Origin of the sequence: Neobacillus rhizosphaerae (assembly GCF_050477885.1) — a bacterium.
GTDB classification, from domain to species: domain Bacteria; phylum Bacillota; class Bacilli; order Bacillales; family Cytobacillaceae; genus Neobacillus; species Neobacillus rhizosphaerae_A.
The window spans coordinates 1-14134 of the sequence record NZ_JBCNAC010000119.1; the positions used below are offsets into that span (position 1 = coordinate 1).

General features: G+C 37.1%; 16 protein-coding genes. 8 read left to right on the top strand and 8 right to left on the bottom strand.

The genetic code is table 11. From position 1 onward, the window contains the following. Window positions 1–408: 408 nt before the first annotated feature. Window positions 409–1005: a class I SAM-dependent methyltransferase gene (locus ABES03_RS16925; RefSeq protein ID WP_430118795.1), complete on the bottom strand. Its 597-nt coding sequence runs from the start codon at window positions 1003–1005 to the stop codon at window positions 409–411. Between the two features lie 110 nt (window positions 1006–1115). Then, window positions 1116–1550 (bottom strand): hypothetical protein, encoded by a 435-nt coding sequence (locus tag ABES03_RS16930; RefSeq protein ID WP_430118797.1) that lies wholly within the window; start codon window positions 1548–1550, stop codon window positions 1116–1118. A gap of 279 nt (window positions 1551–1829) precedes the next feature. Between ABES03_RS16930 and ABES03_RS16935 the strand changes: the two genes are divergently transcribed. Then, entirely contained in the window at window positions 1830–2324 is a 495-nt protein-coding gene (locus tag ABES03_RS16935; RefSeq protein ID WP_430118799.1) for a hypothetical protein, read from the top strand. A 769-nt stretch (window positions 2325–3093) separates the two neighbouring features. Here the strand turns inward: ABES03_RS16935 and ABES03_RS16940 are convergent. Then, the gene (locus ABES03_RS16940) at window positions 3094–3534 is read right to left on the bottom strand and encodes a spore coat protein (RefSeq protein WP_430118801.1); all 441 of its coding nucleotides are present in this window, start codon (window positions 3532–3534) and stop codon (window positions 3094–3096) included. Between the two features lie 333 nt (window positions 3535–3867). Continuing rightward, entirely contained in the window at window positions 3868–4269 is a 402-nt protein-coding gene (locus ABES03_RS16945) for a YkvA family protein (RefSeq protein WP_430118803.1), read from the bottom strand. A gap of 597 nt (window positions 4270–4866) precedes the next feature. On the opposite strand from ABES03_RS16945, the gene ABES03_RS16950 reads away from it, so the two are divergent. Beyond that, window positions 4867–5031, top strand: coding sequence for a hypothetical protein (locus tag ABES03_RS16950; protein ID WP_430118805.1), 165 nt, complete (start codon window positions 4867–4869; stop codon window positions 5029–5031). 59 nt (window positions 5032–5090) lie between these two features. Beyond that, window positions 5091–5489 (top strand): VOC family protein, encoded by a 399-nt coding sequence (locus ABES03_RS16955; protein WP_430118807.1) that lies wholly within the window; start codon window positions 5091–5093, stop codon window positions 5487–5489. A gap of 88 nt (window positions 5490–5577) precedes the next feature. On the opposite strand, the gene ABES03_RS16960 is transcribed toward ABES03_RS16955, so the two are convergent. Beyond that, the gene (locus ABES03_RS16960; protein WP_430118809.1) at window positions 5578–6063 is read right to left on the bottom strand and encodes a pyridoxamine 5'-phosphate oxidase family protein; all 486 of its coding nucleotides are present in this window, start codon (window positions 6061–6063) and stop codon (window positions 5578–5580) included. A 458-nt stretch (window positions 6064–6521) separates the two neighbouring features. Here ABES03_RS16960 and ABES03_RS16965 point away from each other — a divergent pair, with 458 nt between their 5' ends. From ABES03_RS16965 to ABES03_RS16985, 5 genes are all read left to right on the top strand, one after another. Further along, window positions 6522–6929, top strand: coding sequence for a hypothetical protein (locus ABES03_RS16965; protein WP_430118811.1), 408 nt, complete (start codon window positions 6522–6524; stop codon window positions 6927–6929). A 141-nt stretch (window positions 6930–7070) separates the two neighbouring features. After that, window positions 7071–7619, top strand: coding sequence for a lysozyme inhibitor LprI family protein (locus tag ABES03_RS16970; RefSeq protein ID WP_430118813.1), 549 nt, complete (start codon window positions 7071–7073; stop codon window positions 7617–7619). Between the two features lie 384 nt (window positions 7620–8003). Continuing rightward, complete coding sequence (locus ABES03_RS16975) at window positions 8004–8837, top strand: alpha/beta fold hydrolase (protein WP_430118815.1); 834 nt, start codon at window positions 8004–8006, stop codon at window positions 8835–8837. A gap of 28 nt (window positions 8838–8865) precedes the next feature. Beyond that, window positions 8866–9375 carry an RNA polymerase sigma factor gene (locus tag ABES03_RS16980; RefSeq protein ID WP_430118817.1) on the top strand — a complete coding sequence of 170 codons (510 nt, stop codon included), beginning with the start codon at window positions 8866–8868 and terminating at the stop codon, window positions 9373–9375. 161 nt (window positions 9376–9536) lie between these two features. Beyond that, window positions 9537–9662 carry a hypothetical protein gene (locus ABES03_RS16985; RefSeq protein WP_430118819.1) on the top strand — a complete coding sequence of 42 codons (126 nt, stop codon included), beginning with the start codon at window positions 9537–9539 and terminating at the stop codon, window positions 9660–9662. A gap of 90 nt (window positions 9663–9752) precedes the next feature. On the opposite strand, the gene ABES03_RS16990 is transcribed toward ABES03_RS16985, so the two are convergent. From ABES03_RS16990 to ABES03_RS17000, 3 genes are read right to left on the bottom strand one after another with little or no spacing between them, the layout of a single operon-like run. Continuing rightward, window positions 9753–10943 (bottom strand): Ger(x)C family spore germination protein, encoded by a 1191-nt coding sequence (locus ABES03_RS16990; RefSeq protein ID WP_430118821.1) that lies wholly within the window; start codon window positions 10941–10943, stop codon window positions 9753–9755. 3 nt (window positions 10944–10946) lie between these two features. Beyond that, window positions 10947–12398 carry a spore germination protein gene (locus ABES03_RS16995; protein ID WP_430118823.1) on the bottom strand — a complete coding sequence of 484 codons (1452 nt, stop codon included), beginning with the start codon at window positions 12396–12398 and terminating at the stop codon, window positions 10947–10949. Continuing rightward, window positions 12388–13467, bottom strand: a complete 1080-nt coding sequence (locus tag ABES03_RS17000; protein WP_430118825.1) for an endospore germination permease — start codon at window positions 13465–13467, stop codon at window positions 12388–12390. Before ABES03_RS17000 ends, ABES03_RS16995 begins: the two co-directional genes overlap by 11 nt. Window positions 13468–14134: the final 667 nt, after the last annotated feature.

Sequence of the window (14134 nt, forward strand, 5' to 3'; positions counted from 1 at the left end):
CAACGGGGGACTGTCCCTGTTTTTTGAACCTTTTCATCTATCGACAATCTTTTTGTTGGTTTACATTCATAAATCCTTTGTTTAGCTGGGGGTAGCCCGATTATAATCAAACCTATGGTTAGTTTCGGAATATGGGGAAGAAGAGCGGAAAATGTCATTTCCCAAGAAATTTAATATTTTTTGGAGAATGGGAGGGATAATCTGCTAGATCCTATGACAAATTTTATGGCATTGTTCTGGGGGAAATGATTTATTATTGTGGGTTCTAACGTTTTTAACTAATCGTTTGAATAGTATAGCAGATAGGGAAAATTGTCGAGGTAAGGGACAAGGGGCGGTTCTGCAGGTTCTTTTTCCTTGACGAGAAATTTTTATGAGCCATGAGAACCGTCCCTGTGGTGTCAAAAATCACTTTATACTACTAGATATAAACATTGAGGCATCTTGATTCATAAAAATACGATTACCATGATAGAAGGTCTTCATTTCAATTGAATTAAATCCAACTTCAGATAATCTTTTTTTCAGTTCTTCATGAGAAAAACCGTTATGAACTTTCGGATGATTTATTTTATCGTTTTTGTCAAAATCAATAATAAGTAGCTTGCCACCATCATTTAAAATGTTGAACAATTCTTGTAAAATTTTTTTAGTATCCGGAATATGAAGAAGGACTAGTGACATTAAAACGATGTCGGACTTAAGTTCAGGAGTTTCTTGGGTGAAATCTGAATAAAGCACGTTTGAGTTGGTAATTCCTTTGTGAGAAATTTTAGCTTTCGCAACCTCCAACATTTGTTCTGATGAATCTACCAACAAAATAGAATCTACTAGATCTGATAATTCCAAACTAATGAGACCAGTACCACTCCCATAGTCAATTAAAGATTTTGATTTACTATTTCGTAATTCTGGTCTTACCTCCTTAACAATCACTTTAGCTAATTCCATTCTATCTTCTGTATCATATCTTTTTGCCATCTGTTCAAAAACGTTATTTTCCATATTCCACTCCCCAATTTATCAAATAGCTATATTGTGGTCATTATAGCAAAAATCAAAACCTTGAGGGTGATTCTCTCCTTAATAAAAGACCTCCAATTGAGGTCTAATCACTATTTTAGGTCAGATAATTTTCCGTTCGTGAGTATTTCAAATAGTTCTGCTGACTTATTTTTGTCCAATTGAACATATTTACTTTCAGCGTCTATTACCAGTTCAACTTGGTCCTTTTTTGGACTAATCCAAAGTTCGTATAACACCGCTTTTGCTTCTGTTTCAGGATTCTTGAATCGAAATACAAATTTGTAATCAGGAGGACGTACCATAGATACTTTTGCGTTTTCCCAATCACTATCTTCTAAAATATCCTTCACCTTTTGAACTTGGTTATTGGTAGTGATTTTTCTGAAGTCTTCATATTTATTTTCATCACCAATACGCTTTTTCACTTCTATAAATTGCTCTTCATTCTTCATTACGTCAAAACAACCCGCTGTAAACAATGAAATGATTCCAATAAAAACAATCAAATAGGTAACTTTTTTCAAGATTCATCGCCCCTTTAGTAATAAGACGCATTTCATTTAGAAAAGTATCAAATATACATTAATTTTTAATTAACCTGGGTCTGCCCCGCCACAGTCCTTGATAACTGAGGTGTTTTTTATGGGGGAGTGGGTGTAGTTTAGTGGTTGGCTAGTAAAATGGAGTGATTGACGAGTAAAGTATGAAAGTTGACGAGTAAATAGTGCAACCTGACGAGTAATAAGAAGTTCCTCCGTCATTTCCATTGATGGAGTAAAGCAAAGTGGAAAAAGGAAGGAAAGGTGACGGTTGTACGAATAAACTATTGTAGTCTAGTAGAAAGGGAAGTGAAGGCTTTGGACAGCAAGACTAAAAAGTTAAAGGTGACGTTAAGACAGGAATTTTCTTTTTATGCGAACGATGAAGTCCTCAACACCATTTTAAAAAATATCGCAGCTGGTGGCGTAACTATAGCCGCTTTTACCATAACAAAGATTAATATGAGGAACGTTAACTTTGTCCGATTTGTTGTCGGACCTGACAGTTCAAATAGTTCCCAAGCTAACCTGGTTGCACAGGATGCTCTTCGCTCATTAGGCATACAGTACGACCAGGAGAAAGTCATCCAGTTGATTGGGAACCCTGGAACACCGGGAATCTTAAGCACTATTCTTGAAGCTTTGTACCTTCATGTCGTAGTGTTCGCTACGTATACGGGAGTTACTTCCATCATCCTTAATGTATCCGATATCAAATCTGCTCTTCGATTATTAAAGAAAAATAACATTATTGGTTAAGTTTTTTCTTCCTACTTTTAAAAGTCTGATTGTGAGAACAAGTAGGCACTTTTAAGTCCGTATCACTTGGCGCCTGTAGTGTAAGCACTGGTTTTCTCCCCGTGTTCTCCTTTTTATGCGTTCTGTTGAATGAAAAAGGTTTTAAAAAAAGGGGGGTCCCTTGCAAGCTATCCCCTCGTACATTAAATATACTAATGCCAAAATGAATGAGGTGCTAAAACGTGTCAAATAAAATTCTTACAACAGGACCGATGTTGGTTCCTAGGAAAGTTTCAGGTGATTCCCTTTGGCGGTCCTCCAGATGAGGTTGCTATAACAATTAAAAATCCAACTTCCAAAAATTTCAGGGTACCACTTTTTGCCGACATTTGTCCTCCAGACTCAACGACTGTTAGGACTGAATCCTCCGATTTCGGTGCAAAAAACCATTGCTAGCAAGTGGTTATCCAACTTTTAACCAAACGTTTGATTACAATCGAATTAGGAGGAAGAAAAGGGAAGGAAGTCAATTAGAGCGAAATAACTACTATTTTGTAGAATAAGAGGGGAACTCTCGGAATGTTGGCCGACAATCTTTTTATGCCTTTTGTGATGTGAAGTAGCCAGATCATTGGGTTTATGCTCATTTTAACCAAACGTTTAATTAGTATAGCTTATAGGGAAAATGATAAAAAAGTGACGAAAAATAGGGGAAAGGGACGGTCTGCTGGTCTTGGTTAAAACCAGGAGAACCGTCCCTTTGGTTTGTGGTTTGTATTGTCCCTAGGACTTAACCAACTCTTAGAGAAAGCTGAGCTAATAAATTAATAGCAGCTTGTACAAGTGCAGTAATTTCTAGCTCAGTTTGAGTCACAGTAATGGCGTTAGAATTGTCAATAGTGACTGATTGAGATTCTGATTGGAGCGCTGATAGACGTTGTGAAATCGACTGAAGTGCAGTAACATCGCTGTTGTTACTACCTAGCACTGCAATAGCTGCTTCGATGGCTGCCTGTAAAGCGGCCTGAACAACAACTAATGCCTGAGCTTCAGTTTGGACAACATTAATGTTATGGGAATTGCGGACCACTAATGACTGGATCTCTCTTTGTGAAGCAGTGATGGATTGCTGAATTGTTTGATTACCACTAGGATCATTTGAGTCATTTGTATTTCTGATCGGTGCGGACCACCTAAATCCGCTATTACTTTGTTCGTTTTGAATACGCATTTTTTCACCTCCAAACTAACAAGATACAAAGTTAATGTATTCAATAAATGTAATAAGAATTGGACAAACTGTCTGGGTAAAATATGGATTTTATAAAAAATATTGTTGGGGTGGGTGGTTGTTACGCTTCTTTCCGTTTGGGGAGGGAGGTGAAAATTCCCATTTGAAGTGGAAGAAAAAATTCCCGTTCCTGTCACCGGCATTCTTTTTATGGGTTTTTGTCTGGGAACATGTATAGGAAGCGGTTCATGGTTCTTTTAATTAAACGTTTAGTTAGTATAGCAAATTAGGAAAATAGTTAAAATTTGTAGCTTTATAGGGAATACAACGATTTTAGTGGCCCTTATTATCAACGAAATACTTACCAATCCAAATAGCAATGAATAGCCATATCAATATAAAGAGTACGGCAACAAACCAATTTTTTGGTTTTCCTTTCTGTCTAATTTCTTCCGCTTTTGCTCTGTTTTCTTCAATAATGAAAGGCGGTATTAATTTTAAAGCTAGTGAGATTCCAAGTGGAACGATAATAAGGTCATCGAGATAGCCTAATACAGGAATGAAGTCAGGAATTAAATCAATTGGACTAAAAGCATAAGCAACTACACAAATAGCCACCAATTTAGCATACCAGGGGACTCTACTATCTTTATATGATAAATATAGTACAAATAAATTCTGTTTTAGTTTTCTGGCGTAGTTTTTTAATTTTGTTAATGCATGGGGTTGCTCCATTTTATACACCCTCCTTTTGATAAAATGAAGATTTTTGCTAACAGGATGTTGCTATTTTTGGATTCGCTGATAAAAGTGGAAATTCGCTGATATATTGGCAGATTCGCTGATAAACTTGAAAATCCGCTGATAAACTGTTGAATTCGCTGATAAATTCCAGAAAATGTTCATCTTGGTATAACTTTACACCAAATCGAACGTTTTTGAAGTTTAAACCTAAGGTGTAAACAGAAATATATACGAAAGGAGCTTAAAATTATAACCATAACAAAGTAAGATTGGCATGTTTCATGGATTATATAGTTTATTATATTTCCATTATATACAAAAGTATTCCCAGTTAAAGGTAGAAGAGGCTGGCCAAGGGGCGTTTTGGTTTCTTCGAAGTGTTCTGATGGACTAGGAGACCGTCATGGTATCACTCATATAACCTTATTGAAAATCAGATACCATCGTTTGAAGAGTGGGAGGATTAGCTCACTTTTTTGTTATTTAGGAGGAAAAATCTTCTAATTGTCGAATTCTGAGTATGAATAGATATAAATATCCATGGGGCAGGAGTGGAATGAAGATGAATAAAACAATGAGGTATAATGTATGAATAGAGACCGTCTTGAATACATAAAGGTTGCAAGTTTAGTTATAATAGCAGTTAGTTTAAGTATTATTGCTTGGAATTCCTCGAAAGAAGTTTCCTATCTCCAAGGAATTGAAGGGAATTTGCCTAGCATTATTAATGCATTGCGTAATATTGGACATTGATAAAATTGTGATTACAATTTAACTAACGGATGTTAAATCATTAAAGGAGATGGCTATTTATGGGAAAAGTTACACCGTTTTTAATGTTTCAAGATGGTAAAGCAGAAGAAGCCATGAATTATTACATATCAATCATTGACGATTCAGAAATTACAAGTATTGTTCGATATGGAGCAAATGAACCAGGAGACGAAGGGACTGTCATGCAGGCTACTTTTTCCTTAAAAGGGCAAGAATTTATGTGCATTGACAGTAATGTGAAACATCAGTTTTCCTTTACACCTTCATTCTCCATTTTTGTTACTTGTGATACTGAAGAAGAAATTAACAACCTTTATCAGAAACTTATCGAGGGTGGACAAGCACTTATGCCAATTGGTGATTATGGTTTTAGTCAGAAGTTTGGTTGGCTAAATGATCGTTTTGGAGTATCGTGGCAACTAAATCTTCCTTCGTGAAAGTCTTAAGTGTTTTCATTAAATTAATACTATAATAAAAGTAACAAGGTATTACTCCATCAGGGGTAATACCTACTTTTGGCTGTTATTAATTCATTTCAACCGTTTCATTAACATCTGTGGTTTTAGAAGATTGCCCTGTCATGCGTTTATAGAAAAAGGCAATTTTCTTCGTAAAATTACCGGTATCCCAATATTCGGCTGCTTCCGCTTTTACCTTTATCAAGACAACGTTAGGATCATCATAAGAAGTTTGCATAATTTTCTCATATGCTTTGCTCCATAATTCCTTTTTTTTGCCTAAATCCTCAACGATTTCCGCTCTTCCACGAAGGGAAACATAGGATTTACCTGCATAAGCCACATTAACATCTTGATCATGTAAAATTTCTTCATATTTATTAGTCTCTTTTTTAGTGAAAAACCATAAGTCACCATCAAACTCTACTTCTTGTGTTTTCATAGGACGAGAAACAAGCCCTTCTTCAGTTACCGTAGTCAGCATGGCCGTGTCTACGTCTTTGATTAACTCTCTTAAGGTTTCCATTTCTTCTTGTTTCATCATGTTAGACATTTCCATCACCTCATGAATGTTTTAAGATGTATATTACCCTTTACATCAACTTTTATTCAGGTATGACGGAATACTTAACTAACTCTAACAAAATAAAACCAATTTTCTTATTGAAGTAACGGTGCAGTTTCGTTCAATAGTAACAACTTAAATTTACTTTCCCAGGTATTAGTAACTTTACTTGCTTTCTCAATTATATATTTTCTGACTGAGTACTTGTTTGGAGGAGCATATTTTTCAGAGATAATATTGTTCAATTAATACTTGTTAGTTATTTTAGTGCAATTGCAGCTTTAATAGCGATTTTCTTATTTTAAAGTAAGTTTATGGAACACTGTACTTATACATTGTGCTAGAGTTTAAGAAGAATCGTAACAGCTGTGTACGGATCTTTCTAACGTGGCAGTGTAGTACATGAATATTTTTTAACTAATCTTATTTAAAGAGAAGTGGTTTATATGAAATATCAACAAAAGGATTTCACAGATGACCTAAAGATCAAGATTAAGAGTACTGAATCCGCATTAAAAGGACACATCGGAAAATTGTTAAAAGAGAATAAATCCGTTTTTGCAAAGAAGAACTTAGCATTTAATGCTAATTTCGATCAGGTGGGCGATGACCCTTTTCAGCCAGGTTATAGTTCCTCAGTTGCAATTGGCGTATCAGATAAGGCTGACATAAATGGTGAACTTATTGACTTACATATTATTAAAATATGGGAATGTGAACGGACTTTCTTAGGTATGCCGACTGCAAAAAACATTCCTGGAAGTAAAATTACCGGTGAACTACTTGATGAAACAGTGCAAGAAGTACGAGAAGAGTTAAAGGAATATATTGAAGAAATATTAAATGATGTGTAAAAGTTCTTCGTCGGTAACGGATGCAATTACTGATCGCTTTAAAGCAATGGGGGACAGTCCCCCAGCGCTTTAAAGTGACGGGGGACTGTCCCTTTGGTCTTCTTCTATAAATGTTATAATATGGATAAAGGGGGTTGGAAGATGAAAAGTAATCGGAAATTACTAATGGTATTGTTAACCATCATATTAGTTGTTTTGGCTGCTTGTGGAAAGTCTTCTGTTGAGTCAAATGCTAAATTGAACAACCAGCCAAAAGTCCAGGAAGATACTTCTAATCATACATCTACAAATTCAAATGATGGAGAGTCCCAGAAGCCCAGTAATAATGAAATGACTGAAAGTAAAAAGGATCAATATCTCAAGAAACTAAATGATATGGAAGAAGCAGACAGAAACGAAGAAGCTAAGTCAACCATGGTAGAAATGGAAGAACAAGAGGCTGATAGATATAAAAGATGGGATGAGGCTTTGAATGAAATTTATGGAGTGTTGAAAGAGCAGCTTGATACAGAACAGATGGATAAACTAAAAGAAGAACAAAGGAAGTGGATCAAACACAGGGATGAAGCGGCGAAAGAAGCATCCCTAAAATATAAAGGTGGTACGACGGAAGCGTTAGAGTATGTGGCTACGCAAGCAACTCTTACAAGAGGTAGATGTTATGAGTTAGTTGCGAAATATATGAAGTGATCTTTCGAGACTATCGAGGGATTATGCGTGAAATTAGTGCGTATTTCTTTCGAAGGACGGTTCGATACAAGAGAAATAAGGCTTTTTCTGTGGAATAAGAGGGAGACACGCGGAAAGTTGGGCGACAATTTTTTCATGCTTTATGTGATGAAAAATGAGCAATCACGGGGTTTATGCACGTTTTAACTAAACGATTAATTAGTATAGCATATAGGGGGAATGATAAAAAATTGAGGAAAGAACGGGTGAAAGGGGCGACTTTTTCTGAACTGAAAAAAGCCAGAAGAACCGTCCCCGTGGTTTGCTTTTTTAGAAAATATTGGTTATAATTTGTTTAAATAAACTGTCCGGTCGGTTTATTTCGAATGGAAGGTGGGGATTTGTATGGGAGAAGAGAAGCATATCAAGCTTAGAGATGAAATGATATTCACTAAAGTTATAGGAACAGGGGAACCTTTGATTTTTTTACATGGCGGACCTGGTGGGGAGCATCGCTTTTTTCTGCCTCACTTACAGGATTTATCCCAACACTTTACTCTGGTTTTTTACGACCAAAGAGGATGTGGGCAGTCAGAGAAAGCGACCAATGAGGATTACACGATGGATGGAGAAGTTGAGACGTTAGAGGCCCTTCGTCAATTTTTCCAAATCGATCAACTCAATCTTGTCGGTGAATCTTGGGGGTCCATGTTAGCCCTTTTGTATGCCGCTAAATACCCTGATCATGTGAACAAAATCTTCATGACGGCCGCGGTTGGTGCGACAAAGGCTGGTTTTTTCCGTTTTGAAAAAGAATTGATGAATCGATTATCGCTGGATGAACGGAAATGGTTGGAGGAGGTATCTCCTAAAGTGGACGCAGGTGAGGTGGACGTTGTTGAGATTTTTAAAATGATCGATCCGTATTACGTGTACTCCCCTGACAGCTTATCAAAAAAGACGAAAACCCAATCCAATGCCAGGGTCAATGAGCTTCTAGGTAAAGACATTGCCGAACACTATGATGTATCAAAGGATGCGAACAAGTTGAGTCAGATCCCGATGGTCGTTGCACAAGGGGACCATGACATCATTACGCCTGAGATTTTAGAACAAGTCTTGATTCATTACATCCCTCAAATTGAGGTTAGGGAAATTCAAAATTGCGGGCATTGGTCAGTGGTTGAACAACCAGAGCAGCTTCAGGCGATGATTAAGGATTTTTTTCAAAAAGGTTAACAGCTTGATAGGTGAGGGAGGACATAAAATGGGGTTGGAAGAATCTGTTTTGGATGAACTATTTCATCAATATAGCCCTATTATTTACCGCTATATTTTCTTTGTGACGAAATGTAAAGAGGAGGCGGAGGACTTAACGCAGGAGGTATTTATTAAGGCTTACCGCGGCTTAGCCCATTATCGAGGGGAGTCTTCGTATAAGACGTGGTTGTATACCATTGCTCGTAACGTGATCATTGATCACTATCGGAAAAAGAGGAAAACTGATTGTTTGATAGATTTACCATTGCCGGACCTGGACCAGCAGGGTCCTGAGGTATTGTTAGATCGTAAGGAAGAAACGCAAATGTTGCACCGGGCGATCATGGAGTTAACGTTTCCCTACCGGGAGATCATTATTTTGCGGAAGATCAAAGGGTATTCCACTGCCGAGACCGCGAAAATATTAGGCTGGGCGGAGGGCAAGGTCAAAGTCACGCTGCATCGAGCTTTACATAAATTGAGAGAAATGTTGAATCCTCATTCTCGTGCCTGCTAACTCCCTAGCGTGCGTTTCTCTAACATGTTGGGGCGCATTTTTTTATTGAAATTACACTAACAAAATTATGATAAATGGCTCTTGTTCCATTAGGCTTCCTATTATAAGGTTAAAACGACTTCAAAGTGACATTAGCTTGAATTTCAATTGGAGGCTTACAAATGGAAAAATTACATATTGTAGGAATCTGCGGAAGCTTGCGTAAACATTCGTTTAACCTGATGGATCGTGGTGTAAAAGCCCAATTAGCGACATTAAAAGATGAATTCATTAATGTTTTAAAATAAGGTGCCAAAGTGTACCACGGGGACGATTCTACTGTTTTTTTTAATTAGGGAGTCTTAATGAGCCAGGAGAAGCCAACCGTCCCCCTGGCTTCACTTTTCATAGATCGATTTTGTATCATAGACGTTCGAATGGGTTTTACTTTTATAGTTATCTGATGTACGGATATTTATGGTTACCTTTATATTTTGTAGGGAATCTTTATTTAAATAGTCATTCCCGGGATGTTTTCGCGTGAATTTCAGATAATCTTCATTATAAAAGCGAAACCAGTTCGTACCGAGTCTAAGTATATCCGAGTTTATTTCAAGGCCTTTTCCGTATGTTTTCTTTATCTCTTCTCCAATTAACTTCTCTATTTTCTTTTTTATTTCCTTTTCAGAAAGATTGTTTACATTTTCTAAAATTTCTGCTGTCCCTTTTACCCGTAGTTTAAACGCTGGTTTGGTTGGATTTACAGTATGAATGGTAAGGTGGGATGTCGTCACTCTAACTACCGTTCTTTTATGAGCAGGATCTTCGATAATATAGGTTTTTTTCTTTTTTTCTTGATTCTCCCATCGAATTCCCATAATTTCATTTAATGGTAGATGTCCTTGATAGTTTTGGTTTTCAAAAAAATGGGCCCCATTGATTTGAACAAGTGGATACTTTTCATTGTCTTGCACCCATGAATTGTTATAAATCCCTAAAGAGGGAAGGTACGTTGCCCCTACTGGTTCAAAGTATTCTGATAAAAATTCTCTATAGCTTTTTGGTGACAACATGTTTGATTCCCCTTCTTCTTTCCGCGGTTTAACGTATACTGCGAATGTTTGCGGATAGAAAAACAGGGCCTTTGTTTTAAAAATGTCATCAAGTGAAGCAGTGGTTGAGAACATAAAAACGGAAAATCGAAAGAAATTACTTCTCGCTAAACTCTCATTAATCTCTTTAAATTTATGGGTAATTGCATTTTCGGTAATGATAATGGCTTTAACATGCTGAAGATACAAATCGGGCTGGCTATTTTCATATAACTTAGCGATGGCTTCTTCGACCGTTTTTCCTTTTCCTTGGCCAATCCATTCAGGTGGAGGAGGAATGGGTTTCGCGCCTTCTTGTTTTGCCACATTCGTGAAATCTAAGGCCAGAGCTTTGATAATCATTTCTTCCTTTGTCTGGTCATAATCGATACCGAAGGCAATAACATAAGTAAGATCTTGTATATTCTTCTGTCCATAACAGCCTGTCAGGAGCAGACTGGAAATTACGATGATAACGCCGACTGATCTTACTTTCATCTGTTAATCCTCCTGACGAGTTCTGTCTTCTGGGGAAGCTAAACTGCCTCTTGTTTTGTATATTTTCCATGGCTCCTTCAAAAATGAACGGATGATATTTGATAAATGAAATGGGTATGTCATCGCCATAAATGGAACGCCTATGGATGTTAAAGAAACTAGATAGGAAATGATCAGCAAGAATCCTAATACAACGCCGAATATCCCAAACATAGCTCCAAGGAAAAAGATGAGAAAACGGAACAAGGTGACACTAGTTGAAAGAGTTTGATTGACCAATGTAAACCCACTGATAAACGTTAATGCTCCCATAATAAGAATCGGAGGGGAGGTGATCCCAGCTCTTATGGCTGCGTCACCAATGATCAATCCTCCTAATACAGAAACCGTTTGTCCAGCTCCCCGTGGTAATCGTAATCCAGCCTCATTGAATAATTCGAATAAGATTAACATTAATAACATTTCAAAGGGGGTTGATAATGGTATTCCATAGCGATTGACACTAACGGTTGCTACTAGTAAAAAAGGGATTTGTTCAATATTATGAGTGGTGAGTGCAACCCATGTTCCAGGTAAGAGAATAGAAATAAATAAAGAAAAAAATCGTAATAATCGTTCAAAAGAGACAAATACAAAATTCAAATTTGCATCTTCTGGAGACTTAAATAAGTTGGCAATTTGAACGGGAGCAATAGACGCTGTCGGTTGTCCATCCATTAATAATAAAAACTTCCCTTGATTTAAACAATCGACTGCAAAATCAGGTCTTCCCGTCGTATCGAAGGATGGAATGAGCGCGTAAGGTTGATCGGAAATCACGGCTTCAATTTGTTGAATACTACTTACCACATCTACTTCAATCTGGTTAATTTTCTTTTTAACGGTTGAGAGTAACTCCTTATTGATAATATCGTTCACATAGACAATCGCTATCGTCGTATTACTTCTCTTCCCAATAATGAATTTTTCTACTTTTAGTTCATTCGATTTTAATCTTTTTCGAATTAAGGCTATATTGGTACCTAAATCTTCAATCAACCCATCCCTTGGTCCGCGAATGGAAGGCTCCGTAGCGGGTTCCTCTGGTGTCCGTTTCGGAACACTATTAGCGGAAGCCGCGAATAATGAGTGATTACTATGGATTAGAATATACCCATTTAAGATCTTTAGTTGGATTTCATCTTCCTTTGAACCAGTCATGTTTTCTAATTGTATTTCCTTCATTAAATACTCATCAAATTTTTCCAGACCCCATGGGACAACGTCTAGTTTGGGCATGATATATTTGTCAATAAATGATGGGTCAATTATATATTCCGCATAGATAAGTGTTATGGGAAATTCTTTGATTACTATTTTTTTAAATACTATATCTTCACAATGATTAAATGAATTTTGTAGATGATGGATAATCCCGCGATTGTCCATCTTTTGCTGATTCCATTTATCCTGCATTTTGTGAGTGATCCTTTCTATTATTAATAAGCACTAGGAAAAACAGAATAATTGAAAGGGAAAAAATAATCATCAAGCTTACCGGTAAAAAATACTTAAATAGGATCCCGTGTAGTTGGAATCTACTAATGGGTATGAGTGCTGCACTGAGTAATAGTAGATAAAGGATGGCGAGGAATTTTACTCTACCCTTTACTTTTATAAAGGTTGAAAGGATAAACATGAGAAGGCTTATCCGAAACAAAGCTCCACTCAACCACTGAAACATGGCCAAGAAATCCATTCTAGAAATAAAATCACCCAACTGAAGTAACTTCCATTCCTCATAGGCGGGATATCCTAAATTGGATGAAACAACAGGTCCAAACTCCATGATGGAGGCAGATAAGGGGCCTAAAGTTAATCCAACGAAAATGAGACCGAGAACAATAATTTGTTTCAACTTAAATGTACTTTTTAAATGATTTTGCACAAATAAGACAAAAAATATTTCGATGAGGCCGGAAAAGGAATACATGGTTCCCTTTAATACCGGCTTATACCCATTTAGAAATAAGGGGAATAAACTCTCCCAATTCTTATGTTGAAGATTTACAGTCATAATAAAAAAACCTAAAAACACAACGATTGGAAGGACAAGGGTTGCCAATAGGGTTAATTGCTTAAAGGTTCTAGTGGATAACCAAAAACAAGAGAGAATAAAAATCAACAGAATGAGTAGGTAGGGCGTTTCAGGTAAAAAATACGTTTTCGCCCAAATCGATGTATCTACAAGAGTAATATACGTATCCGAGAATAATACTAGGAATAAGGGAACAGCAAATAAGAATAGAGTGAATCTCCCATATTCATCTTTGAGCCATTTCAATAGGCTTTTCTGTTTCATATTTTTGGATATATAAAAAATGAGAACTAAATAAAGGATATAAGGACCGACTACACAAATAACACTCACCCATGCATCTCTTCCTGCAGCTTCCAATAAGGCAGGAATAATAATGACATGATTCAACAATCCAGTCGAAAGGACAAAGAGAAACAGAACTTCTTGCGCCCTCGTCTTGTTCAAAAGCTTCACCACCTACACCTAAACCAAAGTAAGGACATGATATTTTTTATATTGTGTGTATATCCTACTTTTTTATGCGGGGGTGGGGGGCCAGGGGGACGGTTCTGCTGGCCTTTTTTGCTCTATAAGTGTTTTACAGTCCACGAGTTCGTATATTGCTATTTCCATTGAGTACTTTTGAAAAGCCACTAGAACCGTCCCTGTGGATTTTTAAAAATACGGGCTTGTAGACTAGTTATTTAACCAGACACAAAAAGGAATGTTACATAGGCTAAGTCTATCATTACGTTTTTTAAATGAGGAGAATAGGCGTATGCACCAGTATTGGTATGTAAATTCAACGGGGAGCGGGCAGCTATTGAATAACCATTTTTCATTACCACCATTTTATTCACAGCCCCTAATACCCAAACTTAGAGGAATAAATGGTCTTGGGAATCCCGGGGGATGGAATGGTCGATTCTATCCGGATGGTTGGAAGATTCCCTGGGGAGGATATAGGACACAACCTGTTCATTCGACTTCTCCCGCCGGCCAGATGGGATTGACAGCACAAGAGTCTTCTTCCGGTTGGATAACACCGGTTTACCTGGAGGACTTTACATCACATGGGCACAATGGGAATTTGATACAGCTGGTTGACCAGGACGACGATTGGGAGTCGAAG